This window comes from Clostridioides sp. ZZV14-6150 (genome assembly GCF_020657875.1).
Lineage (GTDB): Bacteria > Bacillota > Clostridia > Peptostreptococcales > Peptostreptococcaceae > Clostridioides.
The window spans coordinates 164,415-182,742 of record NZ_JAGWDA010000008.1; the positions used below are offsets into that span (position 1 = coordinate 164,415).

Consider the following 18,328-nt stretch of genomic DNA (forward strand, 5'->3'; position numbering starts at 1 on the left):
AACCTTCTAAAAAAAACTTTTATGAATTCGCTGTTGCTTCTTTCTTTTTCTTTGCACTTAAGCTTCTTGGATTATTTTGCTTAGAATAGTCTTTTGGTGGTCTTATTTCTGCTAAATTCTCTAATTGCCCTATAGATTCCAATCTTTCATATATTTTTATCCAAGCACAATCATTTTCTGGATTTACTTCACATTTACCATTTTTAGCTCCACCACAAGCCCCATTCATAAGACCTTTAGCACACATAGTTACTGGACATATTCCACCTGTCCAACCAAGTTCACAGTCTCCACAAGCTTTACAAGCTTCTTCATATTCTCCAACCCTTTGTACTTCCCCTATAAACAAAGTGTTGTTAGCTGGATAAACTGGTTTATTTTTTAGGTTTTTAACTATTGTTTGTGTTCCATCTCCACATGCTAAAGATAAAACTGCATCAGCTTCTTTAGTTTCTTCTTTTAGAGCCTTTAAGTCCTTTTTAGACTTTAAAAGGTTACAAGCAGGATCAAGCATTACATATCCTAAGATTTTTTTGCCTTCACCTTCAAGAGTTTCCTTCATTTTTAGAACTTCTTCTTCTCCACCACTCTTACAAGTCGCTGCACATTGATTACAACCAACTAAAACTAGCTTGTCAAAATTCTTTAAGTACCCTAGCACTTCTTCCAATGGTTTATTTTCAGAAATTATCATATCTACTTCCCCCCTAAACCTTCCACAATATCTATCTATTTATTGTTTTGCAACTTACAAGCTTTAACTACGTGTTTTGCAAGTATAGATGTTGTAACTGAACCAACCCCCGCTGGAACTGGAGTTATCATCGATACTTTATTTAAAACTGCATTTGTATCAACATCTCCACATAAATTTCCTTCTTCATCAACATTTATACCAACGTCTATAACTACTGCTCCATCTTTCACAAAACTTTCATCTACCATCTTAGCTCTACCAATAGCTGCTATCAATACGTCTGCTTCCGCAGCTACATCTGATAAGTTTTTAGTCTTTGAATGGCATATTGTAACAGTTGCATGTTCACTTAATAAAAGCATTGATACTGGCTTCCCAACTACCATTGATCTTCCAAGAACTGTTACCTTACTTCCTTTTAAATCAACATTATAATGTTTTAATATTTCTACTACTGCTGTAGGAGTACATGGTGGGAATCCACTCTTATCACCTTCCATGACTTTAGCAGAGTTTATTGGACTAAAACAATCTACATCTTTTTCTGGTGCAATGACATATTTTATAACTTCTTCATTTAAGTGTTTTGGAAGTGGTCTAAAACATAATATACCATTAACATCCTTGTCATCATTAGCTTTCTTTAAAACATCAATATATTCTTCTTGAGTTATATCTTCAGCTAATTCCAACACTTCAGTTGTTATACCAATGTTTTGACATCTTTTTAGTGCTCCTCTTTCATATGATAAATCATCGCTTCTTGCTCCAACTCTAACTATTGTTAGCTTAGGATTTATACCTTCTTTAACTAGTAACTCGACTTCTTTTATTAAGTCTTCACTAATCTTATCAGCTACAGGTTTTCCTTTTATAATCTGTCCTTTAGTTGACATTACTTCCATATATTCACAACTCCCCTACAAGCAAACTTAAATTAATTTATTCTATATACCACATATTAATAACATAGTATTTACTTTCGTCATTTAAAAATTATTTTCCAAGAGCTTTTTCAACTTTAGCATAAACTTCATCACAAGTTTTAACGCCATCTTCAACTAATTTATCTACTTCTGTTTTTACTTTACTAACATATTCTTGATCTTGTATAGAATTTATATTTATAACTACATTTAATTGTCCACCAAGTATAGCAGCTCTTAAACATTGAACCCCTACACCAACATCGCTTATAGCAAGTCTTGAACCTTTATCAACTAAATCTTCATGTAACTTAATAGCTTCATAACAAACTCTTACTATATTTAATGGCACTTCACAAGCAACTTTTAGTGCTTTTTCCATTGTTTCTGCTTTTATTCTTTTTTCTTCTTCTGTTTCTTTAGGAAGCCCATAAGCTTTTGATAATGGTAAGAAACATTCTGCATCATCATCTATCATTTTTAATAAATCTTTTTCTAATTTTCCTGCTTTACTTAATATATCTTTTACACTTTCTTCATACTCAGCATACTTTTTCTTTCCTATTGTAAGATTACATACCATACTCCCTAAAGCCATACCAATTGCACCAACTAGTGCGGCAGCTCCCCCGCCACCTGGTACTGCTTCTTTAGAAGATAGTACTTCTACAAAATCAACACAAGTTTTATCTGCTATTTTCATGATAATCCTCCTTAAAAGGATGTAGGAAAATATCTCAAATTATCTTAGAGATATTTCCTACTCTTTATTTATAAATTAATACACTTAGAATAATCCAGCTATTACTCCGTTTTCATCAACATCTATTTTTTCTGCTGCTGGAACTTTTGGTAATCCTGGCATTTTCATTATTTCTCCAGTAAGTGCAACTATAAATCCAGCCCCTGCTGAAATTGATGCTTGTCTTACAGTTATTCTAAATCCTGTTGGTCTACCTAATTTAGTTTGGTCATCAGTTAAAGAATATTGAGTTTTAGCCATACATACTGGAACTTTAGTAAATCCAAGTTTTTCTAAGTTAGCTATTTCTTTATCAGCTTCTGGAGTATAATCTACACCATCTGCTCCATAAATCTTAGTAGCTATAGCATTTATCTTATCTTTTATAGATAAATCATCTTCATAGCAGAATCTAAAATTATTTTCTTCTTCATCTAATAATCTTAAAACTTCTTTAGCTACTGCGATTCCACCTTCTCCACCTTTTGCCCATACTTCAGAAAGAGCAACATTAACGCCTAATTCTTTACACTTGTCTTCAACAAGTTTAAGTTCAGCTTCAGTATCAAGTGGGAATCTGTTTATTGCAACAACTGCTGGTAATCCATATACTTGAGTTATGTTTTCAACATGTTTTAATAAGTTTGGAAGTCCTTTTTCAAGAGCTTCTAGATTTTCTTCATTTAAATCTGTTTTAGCAACTCCGCCATTGTATTTTAATGCTCTTACAGTAGCAACTATTATAACAGCATCTGGTTTTAAGTTTGCCATTCTACATTTTATATCTAAGAATTTTTCTGCTCCAAGGTCAGCACCGAAACCAGCCTCAGTTATTACATAATCTGCAAAGTGCATAGCCATTCTTGTAGCTATAACAGAGTTACATCCATGAGCTATATTTGCAAATGGTCCACCATGTACAAATGATGGTGTTCCTTCAAGAGTTTGAACTAGGTTTGGTTTTAAAGCATCTTTTAATAATGCAGCCATAGCACCATTAGCTTTTAATTGTCTAGCTGTTACAGGTGCACCTTCGTAGCTATATCCAACTATTATGTTTCCTAATCTTTCTTTTAAGTCAGCTATATCACTTGCCAAACAGAAAGCTGCCATTATTTCAGAAGCAACAGTTATATCAAATCCATCTTGTCTAACTGCTCCATCACCTTTTTTACCCATACCATCAACGATATTTCTAAGTTGTCTATCGTTCATGTCTACACATCTTCTCCAAGTTATTTTCTTAGGGTCTATTCTAAGTTCATTTCCTTGGTGAATATGATTGTCAAGCATAGCAGCTAAAAGGTTATTAGCAGCTCCTATAGCATGAAAATCTCCAGTGAAGTGTAAGTTTATATCTTCCATAGGAACAACTTGTGCATATCCTCCACCAGCTGCCCCACCTTTAACACCAAATACTGGTCCTAGAGATGGTTCTCTTAAAGCAACTAATACATTTTTATCTAATTTTGCAAATGCATCAGCAACACCGATAGTAGTAGTAGTTTTTCCTTCACCTGCTGGAGTTGGGTTTATAGCTGTAGTTAATATTAACTTAGCTTTTTTCCCAGTTTCTCTTTTTAGTAGATTGTAGTCAACTTTGGCTTTGTATTTACCATATAGTTCTACATCTTCTTCACCTAGTCCTAATTTTTTTGCAACCTCTCTAATATCTTGAGGCTTAGCTTCTTGAGCTATTTCAATGTCAGATTTAAATCCCATAACTGAATCTCCTCCCACAACCTAAATAGATTTAAAATATAATTTTTGTATAAATTGTATTAATATGTAAAAATTATATTTTATAAGATAATTATACATGTAAAATTGCTTAAAAACTAGCTACTAAGCCATTAAAATATCTTTACTTAATAGCTAGTCATTTATCTAATTAATCATTCATTACCTATCTAATACCTATTTATTACCTTTAACCAACAAACCAATTATAAATCAAAATTTCTATTTATCTTTAAGTGACATTAATTTCTCTTTTATTTCTTTAATTTGTGCTTTTGTTGTTTCACTAGAATCATATGGAGATTGATTAGCTCTATCAGAATCTATAACATCTTGATTGTAATAGATAAATCCTAAAGATTCGCCATCTTCTAAGTTTTGTATTATAAATTCTTCATCTTCTTTATTTCTGATTTTGTTACCTACAACAAATACCTTATTTACGCCTATATCATGACCAAGTTTTTTAACTTTTCTATAGGTTTGTAGACTTCTTTCACCTGGCTCTACAACTACTATAAAAGCATCTACACCTTGAGCTGTTCCTCTTCCTAAGTGTTCAATTCCAGCTTCCATATCCATAACAACTACATCTTTATTTTGTAGTATTAAATGAGAACAGAGTCTTTTTAAAAGAACATGCTCTGGACATACACATCCAGTACCACCAGAATCTACTGTTCCTAATGTAAGTAATCTCACTCCATTGTATTCTTTACAGAAATTTTCAGGTATATCGTCTACTTTAGGATTCATCTTAAACATTTTTCCAAATGAACCTACAGAAGCTGCTGTTCTATCTGAAACTAACTTTTTCATTTCTGATATAGGTACTATTGATTCATATACTTCTTTTGGAAAACCTAGTGCTAAAGCTAAATTAGCATCAGGGTCGGCATCAACAGCAACAACTCTGTATCCGTCTTCAGCAAACATTCTAGAGAGCATTGAAGAAAAAGTCGTTTTACCTACTCCACCTTTACCTGTTATTGCTATCTTCATAATCCCTACCACCTTTATTACTATTTGCTTTTTATTTTATTTATTTATTTTTTAGTGTAGTTATCTATTTTTTAAACACTAAAAATAAACTACAGCTAGTCCTTACAGGAACCAATTACATTTACCCTACTAGCTTTTCAAAGCAGCATGTATAGTTTTAGTATTCTTCATTATATTGTTTATATTTTATTTATTCAGTATATTCATTGTATTTCGATATTATTTTCTTTAATATTTGACTTTATTCAACCATAAAATCTTCATTTAGATATAAAATCGTTTTTTCTAAGCCTCTAGCCATTTTCTAAGCTTCTGCTTCAACGCCCATTTTTTCTTCAACTAATGCTTCGAAGTGAACACGTTTCTTTTCTATATCTTCTATTATTGTAGCTGCTAACTCTTTTGGATTTGTATTTACAGTAAATGTTGCACCAACTTTATCTTTTAATTCGCTAGTTAATATATCTACTGCTCTTGAAGAACCAGCTATTGGAGGCATTATTCCTAGATAAGTGTCTATACCAGAAGCTACAACATAACATCCTATAGCAACTGCTTTTTCTGACATCCACTCTGGAGCTATACCTACAACTGGAAGGTCACACATATCCATATCTAAGTATTTAGCTGCTGCTCCAACTAAATCTAATATACGGCTTATATCAACGCAAGAACCCATATGTAGTACTGGTGGGATTCCTACTAATTTACAGACAGTTGCAAGACCTTTACCTGCATATTTTTCTGCTGCATCAGTTTCCATTAAACCAAATTTTGCTGCTGCTGAAGCACCACATCCTGTAGTAACTACTATTATGTCGTTTTTAATTAACTCTTTCATTATTGTTACATGAGCTTCATTTGAAACTCCTTTAGCGTTGTTACATCCAACTACACCAGCTGCTCCTCTTAATACTCCAGATTTTAAACAGTCTGTTAATGGCTTAACTGTTCCTGCTGGATCTATATGAGAGTTTACAACTCTGTCTAATTGATTTACTACTGCTTCTACACTATACCCAACTGTTGCCCCTGATTTTAATTCAGGTATAAGTACTTTTGATTTATCTCTATTTTTAAAGTTTAAGATAGCTTCTTTAACTATTGATTTAGCATCATCAAGAGCTTGTTCTTCTCTAAATTCAATATAAGTTGAACCTGTTATTTTAGCTTTTGGAGAAGTTGTTACAAACTTAGTATGGTAACAATCTGCTACTCTAGCTAGTGCAGGGAATATACATTGAACGTCAACTATTACAGCTTCAACTGCTCCAGTTACTATTGCAAGTTCTTGTTGATGGAAGTCTCCTGCTATTCTTACACCATGTCTCATTGTAATTTCATTACCTGTACAACACATACCAGCTAAGTTTATTCCATCTGCTCCAACTTCTTTAGCTAAAGCTACTAAGTCTGGTTCTTCTGAAGCTAAAACTATCATTTCTGATAATGCTGGCTCATGTCCATGTAATATTATATTAACTTTATTTTCTTCTAATACTGCTAAGTTAGCTTCTGTTCTTCTTGGTACTGGAGTTCCAAATAAGATATCGCTTAGACGAGTACCTATCATAGAACCACCCCAACCATCAGCCATAGAAGTTCTTAGACTCATGTGTATTAAACTATCTATATCACCAGTACATCCTATATGAGTAGAGTGCATTATTGTTGCAATTTCTCTATCTATAGCTCTTGGTTCTATAGCATATTCTTTCCATATTTTTTGTCTTGGTTCTGGTGCATTTTTTATAAATCTTAATGTCCCAAAAGGTTTACCAAATTCCATTAATGCAATTTCTGCCACTTCATGTGCTACATCATAGATATCTCTACCTTCTGTTTCTACATCCCATTCTTTAGCTAAATTAATTAACTTAGCTTCGTCTCTTATTTTATAGTTTCCATTTGGATCAGCTAATGCTAATGTATGTGCTATATCTCTAGCATGGTCTGAATGGGCAGCTGTCCCACCAGCAACCATTCTTGCAAAGTTTCTACCTACTATAGTATGCTCATCTGCTCCACATAACCCTCTTGGAGTTTTAGGACTTATTCTACATGGTCCCATTCCACATATTCTACAGCAAACCCCTTGAAGACCAAAACCACATTGTGCTTTAAAGCCTGCTTTTCTATCATACATTGTTTCTACGCCTTCTTCTCTAGCTTTTGCTATCATCTTCTGGCTGTTTAAATCAATTGTTAACATTTTTTCATCCATATTCCTATCCCCTTTTTTTGATTTTTAAAATCCCCCAGGTGACTGACTTCATGTCATAAAATAATAAAATAAATGCTTTCTAAGTTGATTATATACTAATTTTCAGCACTTTGCTTTAGATTTAAATATTTTTTTAACAAAATTAGATAATACATAAAAATTTTATTTTTAATGCCTAATTTAAGTTAATTTAACTGCTTATTTTTGGCTATTTTTTAATACTTAAGCCTACTTTTTTGATACTTTAGTTTAATTAAATTATGTTTTGATTTTTTAAAATCAATTTTGAATTATTTCTAGTCAATTTTTTGATATTACATCTTATTTGTGTGTTTGTTATTTCTCACTACTTTTTTGGACTTGTTACAGATTTTTACTCCCTATACCATAATTAGTAAAAACTTCTTAGAATAGCATTTTTTGGACTAATTTTTTGAATTTTTTTATTTTTCCTACTTTAATATTAATTATAGCTTCAAATTGAACATTTGTATATATTCATTTGAAGCTATAATTATTTTTTATATAAAATTTTTTTAATATTGCATTAATTCAGATATTATGACTACTTTTTATCTTTTAATGCATCTATTTTACACACTTAATGTTTTTATTTCATACTTTTCGCTACAATAGCTCCATATGCAATAGAGTATAATTTAGATTCATGTGAATCAGCTCTTGATACTAAAACTATAGGAGCTTTTGCACCCATAATTATACCTGCTGATTTAGAATCTGCCATATATGTAAAGGCTTTTCCTATTCCATTACCAACTTCTATTGTTGGAACCAATATAATATCTACATCTCCAGATACCTCACTCTTAAATCCTTTTATCTCGCTAGCTTCTTTTGAAACTGCTAAGTCAAAAGCTAAAGGACCTTCTACAATTACATTATCTCCAAATTCTCCTGCTTGACAAGCTTTTGCTAACATATCTGCATCTACAGTAGCTTGCATTTTAGGATTTACTTTTTCCTTAGCTGCTAAGCATGCAACTTTTACAGTTTCCATACCTAAAGATTTTGCTGCTTTTATAGAATTTTTTAATATTTTTGCCTTTTGTTCATAGTCAGGAGCTATATTCATTCCTCCATCTGTAGTTATCAACAGCTTATGGTATTTTTCTAACTCATATACCATAACATGGCTTAATAAACTATCAGTTCTAAGACCATAATCTTTATTTAACACTTCTTTTAATATAACAGATGTATCTAATAAGCCTTTCATTACAAAATCAGCTTCTTTACTTGATACTAATTTAACTGCTATTTCAGCACAGTCTTTAATATCATCCTTGTCAATAATTTTAATTCCACCCAAATCAAATTCTATTTCTTTTGATATTTCTCTTATCTTTCCTTCATTTCCAACTAATATAGGAGTAATTATATTTCTTTCTACAGCATCCTTTATCGCCATTAAAACTTCTTTGTCGTGAGCTGCTGCTACAGAAAGTACTATTTTTTCTCCTCCTTTAAGCTGCTCTAAAATATCATCTAATTTCTTTATCAAAAGTAACCCCTCCCTTATATATATTTAACTAAATAATACCATATTTGATATATCTTTTCTCAATTTATTTTTTATGTTCTAAAAAATTTGTATAACTAAAATCTGCTTTAATATTTAATTATTACAAGTTCAAGATATTTATGAAATATAATATTACAAAGAGTAAATAAAGGTAAAAAGCTCCCAAACGAAGTAAATAAAAAAGTGGTACAACATAATAAATGTTCTACCACTCTTAATTAATAAAATTTAATAACATCAAATAAAACTCACTAACATCAAATCCAACCTAATAAAATAAAACCTAATAGAATCTAATACAGTTTAACAACATTCTTACTTGTTTATACCAAGCTCTCTTAAACAAGCAATCGTAATCTCATCCTGTGGATTTAATTCATAAGCTCTTTCTATATAGTAAGTTGCATCATCAATATCACCATTGTTTAAGTAAGCCATACCTAAATTACAAAGAATTTCTGGGTCTTCTTTTATCTTGGCAGCTTGCTCAAAATACTCTATGGCTTTATCTAAATTATTTTTAGAAGCTTCACAAAGCCCTAATTCAACTATAGCATCTACTTGCTTAGGTTTTATTACTAATATCTTCTCAAAATACATTTTAGCCTGCTCTATTTCGCCCATACCCTTATATCCTAGTCCTATCATAAACAGTAAATTCCACCAATCCATATGTTCTTCTTCTAATGGCAGTAGTTTTTCTAATCCTTCTTTGAACTTACCATGGAATATAAGTGTATATCCTTCTTCATACTGTACTTTAAAATCCATCTTTCCTAAATTTTCTTGTATTTCAGCCACTAAGTCAGCATCTAGACCTAATCTTAATGCATCTTCCCATGTCAGTTTAGTCTTTAAATATTGACCTTGATTATAATAATGATAACCTAAATGATAATAACCTAATGCAAAATCACTATCAATATCTATTATCTTTTCAAGTTTGGCCATCGCTTCAAGTAAAAATGCATTCATAGCCTTATCATCTAGGTCTTTTTGATATTGTTTTGCTATCTCTTGGCACACAATTGCATAATTATACATTGCATCTAAATCATCTGGATACATAGTTATAAATGCTTTTATATATATTAAAGAATCTGTATGTTCACCAATCTCAAAGTACTTTCTAGACATGTATCCCATATATGCTTTTAAATCTAAGTTAATATCCTTAGCCAAAGCATCTAAAAACTTTTCATATTCTCCATTGTTTTTAAATTTACTATCTATACCAATTATATATATCATTGCATCTGCTATAGACATTGAGTTTAACTTATCTTGAGCAGTTTTTTCTTTTATTCCTTTTACTAGCACCTCATTTTTTATAGGTACATCTAGTCCACCTTTTGGCACATCATAACTCTTTAATTTAAATTCTCCACCATGCTTTATAGTTATAAAAGCTAGTTCTTCTGCCTTCTTTAGCAAATATTTTTCTATTTTAAAATCCATTTTTTCCTCCTAAATACTTAAATTTCTACTTTATGAGTTTTAGATTTCTCAAATATTTTTTTATCATCGTATTCAAATAAGACTATGTTTTCTTCTTCTCTTATTTCTGTATTTATATTATTTTTTAAATCCACAATATTAAATTTAAACGGTTCAAAATGAACATATTTTATTATATGTTTTGCTGGTTTATCAACAAAATTAGGTAGATATGTTGATAAGTTATCATTATCTTGTAAAAATACATGACATCTATTCTTAAAGTCATCCACATCTAACTTATTAAAAAACTGTGGTATATTTGATGTCTTACCTAGCGAAATATAGTCATATTTTAATATATCATTAAATACATCATTGTCTATATTTATTTTTTCATTATAGAAATCCAGTAATATTTTGTATAATTGATTTTTCCCCTGTGCCAAGTCAAAATACCCATTTTCATCAAAGTACTTAGCAAAAGTTTCAAAAAATTTAAAAGGACTTTGTTTGTAAAATCTGCCTATAATATATCTCATGGACAACACAAAGTTTTTAGAATTGTAGTATCTCTCAAGTATATCTTCTATATCCTTTAATTTCAATGTTTCTTCATAGCTTATATAATTATTGTATAAAAACTCATATGGAGCATAATCCTTATATTTAAATCCATGCTCATCTGCTACCTTTCTCATACCTGTACCCTTAATCATCTTTAAGAAGCCTAATTGTAAGTGTTCTATCCCTAGATTAAATACATCATTAAATGAGTTCTCAAAGCTTTCATAATCCTCATAAGGAAGTCCTGCAATTAAGTCTAAGTGCTGATGTATATTTCTATAAGATGCTACTGTCTGCACAACATGAGATAACTTTTTAAAATCATCTCTTCTTCCTACTGCATCAAGTGTTTTTTCATTTGTTGACTGTACTCCTATTTCAAACTGGAAAAGCCCTTCTTTACAGTCAGCCAAAAACTCAATCATCTTGTCATCTATCAAATATGCTGTAACTTCAAAATGATAGGTTGTATATTCATTATCATTTTTCATAAGAAAATCCATAATTTCCATAGCCACTTTTTTATTTGCATTAAAAGTTCTATCAATAAATTTAATTTGTGAGACTCTTGCATCTATTAAAGCTTTTAAATCCCTTTTTATTCTATCTAAGCTGAAATATCTCAGACCAGGAATGGTAGAAGATAAGCAGTATTGACAATTAAACGGACAACCTCTTGACGACTCATAATATACTATTCTATTTTCATATTCCTTTGGATTTAAATTTTCATAAGGACTAGGAATCTCGTCCAAATTTTGAAGAAGTTCCATAGGTTTATTTGCTATTATCTCGCTTCCTTGTCTATATACCAATCCGTCTACATTTTTTATTTCTTTCTTTCCTTTAAGATGAAGCACTAAATCTCTAAAAATTAATTCTCCTTCTCCATAAAGTATATAATCTACAAAATCGTATTTTTTCATTGCCTCATAGCTATCATAACTCACTTCTGGACCGCCCAAAGCTATTTTAGTATTTGGTCTAATTTTTTTTAGATTGTCACAAAGTTTAACTATATCTCCTATATTCCAGATATATGTTGAGAATAAAATTATATCATATTCATTTTTGTATATATCTTTTAAAATATAATCTAAGTCATTGTTTATCGTATATTCTTTCATGTCAACTTCTATTAAATCCCTTACAAATTCTTTTAGGTATCTTATAGCTAAATTTGTATGAATAAACTTAGAATTCAACGTTGTTAATAAAATTTTCAAATATTTCTCACCTCTTTTTAATATTATACTGCTTTTTGTACCCCTTATAGGTTAAAATAGTATATGTAAAGTCTATATAACATTTATATAATTAGATTATTAATTTCAAGTAATATGAGGAAAGGAAGTTTTTTATGGAATTAATTGAAAAAGTATCTATCAACTCTTTATCAAAAAGAGATTTACTGCTTATTATAAAGTCTCTTGAATACACTAATGAAAATACCCAAATTAGTGATTTTATCGACCTTAGAAATAATATAGTAAAAGAATTATGTTTCTTAACTGACACTAAAGAAAAAGATTTTTTGGATTACTTAGAAAAAAACAGTAATCTCTAGTAACCTAAACCTTTTTAAACTTTAATATATAAATACCTGATTTAGAATTTATCTTTATGCTTAATATATTATCACTAAAGGTTTTCGACATAACTGTTATTTGATTAAATATGGGGTCTATTGTAGTATCGCCTTCTTCAAGGCTTATAAGACCACTTGGGTCTATTTTTTTATTATACATTTTAACCCCAATTTTATATTTTCTCAACTTAACAACATATTCTGACATAGAAAAAATAAAATCTATATTATCTTCGTTTAATTCAGTCTCTTCACCTAAAATAGATAATATAGATTTTTTTATGCTTTTAATTCCTTGATTTTCTACATTTCTGTTTTCTATATAAATATCATATAAAATATTTAAAACACTTGGTAGAATACTTTCTTCATCATAATCTTCATATTTTAAATCAATATATTTATCAATTAATTGTATTGTGCTTATCCTTGCCATCTGAAACTTTACAATATCAGACTTGTCTAATTGTATAGAAAAACCTATTATCTTGTCTTTAATATTTTGTAGTAATTCGACATATTCAATTTTACTGTTATTTATAAGATTGTGCATGATAGAATTATACGCTACAGAACTTAATAAATAATCAAATAAAGATTCTTCTTTTTTAAAGTAACTCACATATTTTTTTATTAGTTTAACAACCTCATCTTCACTTTTTTGAATATTAGTATTTGATAAAATTAATGGTAATAAAATATTTAAAAAATTGACATTACCTATTTTTTCTCCATAAAATCTAAAGTAAATAAGTTCATCTTTCAATCTCTTTTCGTCTATATATACACATCTTTGAGTTTTATCATCTATTAAGGATTTTGTATTTATTATAATTAAATCTTTAAGAGCCTTACTTCCATTATTAAAAGAAGATGTGTAGACTTTTTTTATTAATACGTCATTCATAAATATATCCTTTCTCAAAAACTTAATTTAAATATCCTGCTATTAAAAAAAAAGAGACAGCCCGTTAAGAAGCTGTCATATATAGGGGGATAGTAGTGTACAAAAATCATTGTAATCTACTATCTATATATTATTATACGATACTACTTTTTTATATGTAAAGCATCAGTTTTCGACATCCCTATATTCTACAGTTATACAAATTGCGTACTAAGTTCAATTTTATTCTTTTTATTTCAACATTTTATTGTGTTACATTCTTTCTGGAGCGTGCATTCCCAACAGTTTCAGAGAATTTTCTAAAGTTTGCTTTGTAGCTAGCACCAAGGCAAGTCTCGATTTTCTAATCTCTAAATTTTCCACTAAAATTGGATTGTCATGATAAAATTTATTGAACGCTTGAGCTAAATCTAGCATAAATCTTGTAACTATGTGTGGCTCATTCTTCTTTAGAGCAAGTAAAATATTTTTATTAAATGATTCTATAACTCTAAGAACTTCTGCACTATCTTCGTCAGCCAATAGACTATAATCTATATCAGAAGTGATTTTTTCTTCTGCTTTTCTTAAAACTGCACAGCATCTAGCATGTGTATATTGAACATATGGTCCAGTCTCTCCATCAAAGCTCAATGTTCTTTCCCATGAGAAAGTATAGTCTTTTATTCTACTATTAGATAGTTCTTGGAATACTACAGCCCCAACACCTACTTGTTTAGATATTTCATCTACATTTTTAGCATTTGGATTTTTAGCTAGTATAATATCCTTAGTTTTATCTATAGCTTGATTTAATGCATCTTCTAAAAATACAACTCTTCCTTTTCTAGTTGACATAGTCCCTTCTTCAAGAGCTACCATACCAAATCCAACATGCACCAAGTCTTTTGCCCATTCATATCCCATAAGCTCAATTACTTTAAACCATTGTTGGAAGTGTAGGTTTTGTTGAGAACCAACTACATATATACACTTATCAAAATCATAAGTTTCTTTTCTATATATTGCAGCAGCTAAATCTCTTGTCATATATAATGTTGAACCATCATTCTTAGTAATAAGTGCTGGTGGCATCTTATATTCTTCTAAATCAACGATTCTTGCACCTTTAGACTCTTGTAAAAGATTTTTTTCTTCTAATAATTCTATCACTCTGTCCATCTTATCAGAATAGAAACTTTCACCTGCTAGAGAATCAAATTCTATATCTAAAAGTTTATATACTCTACTAAATTCTTTTAGACTTTCATCTCTAAACCACTGCCATAATTCTTTTGCTTCTTCATCACCATTTTCTAATTTAGTAAACCATGCTCTTGCTTCATCTTCCATTTCTGGATGTTGTTCAGCTTCCTCGTGGAATCTTACATATAATTTCAATAATTCTGGGATTGGATTAGATTCTACTACTTCCTTTTCTCCCCACTTTTTAAAGGCCACTATTAACTTACCAAATTGAGTTCCATAGTCACCTAAATGATTTATTCTTATAGTTTTGTATCCTTGTGATTCATATATCTTATATAGAGCATTACCTATTACTGTAGTTCTTATATGCCCTATATGGAAAGGTTTTGCTATATTTGGAGAAGAGTATTCAACTATTACAGTTTTATCTTTTCCAAAATCGCTACAACCATAATTTTCTTTTTCATCTAATACTTTTTTGATTACAGTTTCTGCTAATTGAGATTTGTTTACAAAAAAATTCACATATCCGCCTAGTTGTATTACTTTTGTTATCTCTCCACTAGCTTCTATACTTTCTGCTAATTCACTTGCTATCATGTTTGGAGCTTTTCTAAATACTTTAGCTAGTTTAAAGCATGGAAAAGCATAGTCACCCATGTCCTTGTTTGGTGGAACTTCTATAAGTGCCTCTATCTCTTCTATCGACAATTCTTCTATTTTCTCTTTAAGGCAATTTGATATTGCTACCTTGAAATCTTGCATCTTGTTGCTCCTCTCTACATTGTTCCTGGTTTATATTGTGCTTATCTCTTTATGTTAAATCAAATTCCGTGTTTTTTCAAGTATTTCATTACATGGCAAAACACTTTAATAATTATGTTTTCTGTATCTATTAAAAATACTATAATTACAGTTTTTATCCATACCATTATTGACTTTCTATAAGTCTTTTTCACTCTTAACTTTTATTCCTTCTTCTTCTAGTAACTTTGCTGTAATACCTTTCCCTGGTATTTTTTTACCTGAAAAACTACCATCATACACTAGATTACATCCACAAGAGGGGCTACCCTCTTTTAGTATTGCTTCGCTACATACATATAACTTTGCTATTTTTAGAGTTTCTTCAGCACCTCTTACAAAGTTTTCTGTTACATCTTTATAATCTTCTTTTGTGATTACTTTCCCATCAACTATCTCAGCAGGTGGTCTTGGTGTAGATAGACCACCTAACTGTTCTGGACATACAAGGATAAAGTCTTTACCTTTTAGGTATTCTTTTACTTCTTTATTTTCATTATTATCGCCACTATATTTACAATTTATTCCTATTAAACATGCAGATACTAATATCATAAAAATGTGCTCCTATACAAATTATTTTAGTTTAACAATTGTTACTCCTGCTCCACCTTCTCCATACTGGCCACCTCTTTGTGATTTTACATGTCTATTTTTTCTTAAAATATCTTGTAGTCCTGCTTTTAGCACTCCTGTACCAATTCCATGTATTACTGTTACAGATTCTAGCCCTGCTACATATGCATCATCTAGATATTTTTCAACTTCCATTATAGCTTCTTCTAAATTTAAACCTCTAAGGTCAACTTCACTTTTTATATTTCCAGATTTTGCCCTTATGATATTTCTTGTTGATTTAGTAACATTTTTTGAAACATCCTTGTGAGATTTTTGTAACGATTTAAAAGGTAGAGTCATCTTCATTATACCAATTTGCACTACTGCTTCTTTTCTCTTTTTGTCTACAGAAACCACACTACCATTTTGATTTAAAGTTATTACTTTAACTTCTTCTCCTGGTTTTAGGTCTTTTATTTCTTTACTTGAAACCTTTGGAACTATCATACTTTTTACTGTTGGTTGAAGACTTCCCATAGAACTAGTCAATTCTTTTCTAAGTTCTTCTATTTTACGATTTTTTTCTTTAGAAGCTCTTTCTTGTTCTAAACTTCTAAGTTCCTTTATTATAAGGTCTACTTCTTCCTTAGCTTGTCTTGTTATTGAAAATGCTTCTGATTTAGCCTTTTCAATCATCTTATCTCTTTGAGTAACTAATTTTTCAAGTTTTTCGTCGTATTCTACTTTTAGTCTTTCTATCTCTTCCTTCAGTCTTTCAGCTTCTTCTCTATCTTCAATAGCTTTGATTCTATTCTTTTCAACATTTTGTAATACATCTTCTAAAGCTATGTTATCTGTATTTATATATTCTTTGGCACGTGAAATTACATAGTCACTAAGTCCAAGCTTTCTGGAAATCTCAAACGCATTTGATTTTCCAGGAACACCTATAAGTAACTTATATGTTGGACTTAAAGTTTCTATATCAAATTCAACTGCTGCGTTTTCTACACCAGATTTAGTAAGAGCATAATTTTTAAGCTCACTATAGTGAGTAGTTGCTATACATTTCGCTCCTACAGAGTTTATATCTTCTAATACTGCTATTGCAAGTGCAGCTCCCTCAACAGGGTCTGTTCCTGCTCCTAATTCGTCAAATATAACTAAAGAGTCTGCTGTTACGTTTTTTAGTATTGATACTATATTTGTCATGTGAGATGAAAATGTAGATAAACTTTGCTCAATACTTTGTTCATCTCCTATATCTGCAAATACATTATCATACACACACATACTACTTCCATAATCAGCAGGTATGTGAAGTCCACTTTGTGTCATAAGCGCAAATAAGCCTACAGTTTTTATTGTAACTGTTTTACCACCTGTATTTGGACCTGTTATTACCAATGTGTGGAAGTCTCTTCCTAAATAAATAGTATTTGCCACTACTTTTTTCTTATCTAATAGTGGATGTCTTCCATTTTTTATATTTAAATATTTATCCTCATTTAATGTAGGTTCTATACCTCTCATTTGTATAGAAAGTTTTCCTTTTGAAAATGCAAAGTCTAATCTTCCGAGTATCTCTTGATTGGAAATCAAATCTTCACTTACTTCTCCAACCATTGCAGAAAGTTCTGATAAAATTCTCTCTATCTCTTCTTGCTCTCCTAATTTTAGCTGTCTTAACTCATTGTTCATCTCTACTATAGTCATTGGCTCTATAAAAAGTGTCGCACCAGAAGATGACTGGTCATGTACTATACCAGCTACTTGCGACCTATATTCAGATTTTACAGGTACTACAAATCTATCACCTCTTAGAGAAATTATGGCATCTTGTAAGTATTTTTGATAAGTAGTTGAACTTATTATTGAATTTAATTTAGACCTAATGGATTGATTTTTTTGAGCTATTCTTCTTCTGATATCTCTAAGTGTACTTGAAGCATTGTCAGATATTTCTACTTCACTTATTATCGCATTGTATATCTGGTCTTCTATATCTTTATATACATATAGAGAATTTGATAGAGATTGTATTATTGGATAATTAAAATCTTCTTCATCACTGCTAGACAGACTATTTTTTAATCTTCTAGCTACTCTTAAAGTATCCGCTATCATAATTAAACTTCCTGGGTCAAGAGATGCACCTATATAGGCTCTTTTAACCTTATCTTCTATATCATGAATACCATCCAAACCTACTGAACCTCTCTTTATAATAATTGATTGAGCTTCACTAGTTTCTTCTAGCATGGACTTTACTTCTACAAAATCAGTATTTGGAACTAAACTTTCTATATATTTTAGACCTAAAGAAGATGAGGCTTTCTTCTTTAATAAATCTATTATTTTATTGTATTCTAGAACTCTTAACGATTTCTCATTCATTTTTCTAT

At 30.3% G+C, this 18,328-nt stretch carries 14 protein-coding genes; 1 reads left to right on the forward strand and 13 read right to left on the reverse strand.

Annotation, left to right across the window (positions count from 1 at the left end; genetic code table 11):
* Positions 1-19: 19 nt before the first annotated feature.
* From KGF41_RS11335 to KGF41_RS11375, 9 genes are all read right to left on the reverse strand, one after another.
* A complete protein-coding gene (locus KGF41_RS11335; RefSeq protein ID WP_227829470.1) occupies positions 20-694 on the reverse strand; it encodes a methylenetetrahydrofolate reductase C-terminal domain-containing protein in 675 nt (224 codons plus the stop codon).
* A gap of 35 nt (positions 695-729) precedes the next feature.
* Entirely contained in the window at positions 730-1,602 is an 873-nt protein-coding gene (locus tag KGF41_RS11340; RefSeq protein ID WP_227829469.1) for a tetrahydrofolate dehydrogenase/cyclohydrolase catalytic domain-containing protein, read from the reverse strand.
* Between the two features lie 91 nt (positions 1,603-1,693).
* Complete coding sequence (locus KGF41_RS11345; RefSeq protein ID WP_227829468.1) at positions 1,694-2,326, reverse strand: cyclodeaminase/cyclohydrolase family protein; 633 nt, start codon at positions 2,324-2,326, stop codon at positions 1,694-1,696.
* An 84-nt stretch (positions 2,327-2,410) separates the two neighbouring features.
* Complete coding sequence (locus tag KGF41_RS11350; RefSeq protein WP_227829467.1) at positions 2,411-4,087, reverse strand: formate--tetrahydrofolate ligase; 1,677 nt, start codon at positions 4,085-4,087, stop codon at positions 2,411-2,413.
* 240 nt (positions 4,088-4,327) lie between these two features.
* Positions 4,328-5,107 (reverse strand): AAA family ATPase, encoded by a 780-nt coding sequence (locus KGF41_RS11355; RefSeq protein WP_227433452.1) that lies wholly within the window; start codon positions 5,105-5,107, stop codon positions 4,328-4,330.
* A 304-nt stretch (positions 5,108-5,411) separates the two neighbouring features.
* Positions 5,412-7,331, reverse strand: a complete 1,920-nt coding sequence (cooS, locus tag KGF41_RS11360) for an anaerobic carbon-monoxide dehydrogenase catalytic subunit (protein ID WP_227842777.1) — start codon at positions 7,329-7,331, stop codon at positions 5,412-5,414.
* A gap of 610 nt (positions 7,332-7,941) precedes the next feature.
* On the reverse strand, positions 7,942-8,853 hold the full coding sequence (locus KGF41_RS11365; protein ID WP_227829465.1) for a bifunctional enoyl-CoA hydratase/phosphate acetyltransferase: 912 nt from the start codon (positions 8,851-8,853) through the stop codon (positions 7,942-7,944).
* Positions 8,854-9,189: 336 nt separating this feature from the next.
* Positions 9,190-10,332, reverse strand: coding sequence for a tetratricopeptide repeat protein (locus KGF41_RS11370; RefSeq protein WP_227839059.1), 1,143 nt, complete (start codon positions 10,330-10,332; stop codon positions 9,190-9,192).
* Between the two features lie 17 nt (positions 10,333-10,349).
* Positions 10,350-12,104, reverse strand: coding sequence for a B12-binding domain-containing radical SAM protein (locus KGF41_RS11375; RefSeq protein ID WP_227856667.1), 1,755 nt, complete (start codon positions 12,102-12,104; stop codon positions 10,350-10,352).
* 134 nt (positions 12,105-12,238) lie between these two features.
* Here KGF41_RS11375 and KGF41_RS11380 point away from each other — a divergent pair, with 134 nt between their 5' ends.
* The gene (locus KGF41_RS11380) at positions 12,239-12,445 is read left to right on the forward strand and encodes a hypothetical protein (RefSeq protein ID WP_227433457.1); all 207 of its coding nucleotides are present in this window, start codon (positions 12,239-12,241) and stop codon (positions 12,443-12,445) included.
* A 4-nt stretch (positions 12,446-12,449) separates the two neighbouring features.
* Here KGF41_RS11380 and KGF41_RS11385 read toward each other — a convergent pair whose 3' ends face one another.
* The 4 genes from KGF41_RS11385 to KGF41_RS11400 all read right to left on the reverse strand — a co-directional run bounded on the left by KGF41_RS11385 (position 12,450) and on the right by KGF41_RS11400 (position 18,320).
* The gene (locus KGF41_RS11385; protein WP_227856668.1) at positions 12,450-13,373 is read right to left on the reverse strand and encodes a hypothetical protein; all 924 of its coding nucleotides are present in this window, start codon (positions 13,371-13,373) and stop codon (positions 12,450-12,452) included.
* Positions 13,374-13,625: 252 nt separating this feature from the next.
* Positions 13,626-15,326: an arginine--tRNA ligase gene (gene argS, locus KGF41_RS11390; protein ID WP_227856669.1), complete on the reverse strand. Its 1,701-nt coding sequence runs from the start codon at positions 15,324-15,326 to the stop codon at positions 13,626-13,628.
* A gap of 177 nt (positions 15,327-15,503) precedes the next feature.
* A complete protein-coding gene (locus KGF41_RS11395; protein ID WP_227829460.1) occupies positions 15,504-15,920 on the reverse strand; it encodes a DUF523 domain-containing protein in 417 nt (138 codons plus the stop codon).
* Between the two features lie 21 nt (positions 15,921-15,941).
* Positions 15,942-18,320 (reverse strand): endonuclease MutS2, encoded by a 2,379-nt coding sequence (locus KGF41_RS11400; protein ID WP_227829459.1) that lies wholly within the window; start codon positions 18,318-18,320, stop codon positions 15,942-15,944.
* Between the last annotated feature and the right edge of the window lie 8 nt (positions 18,321-18,328).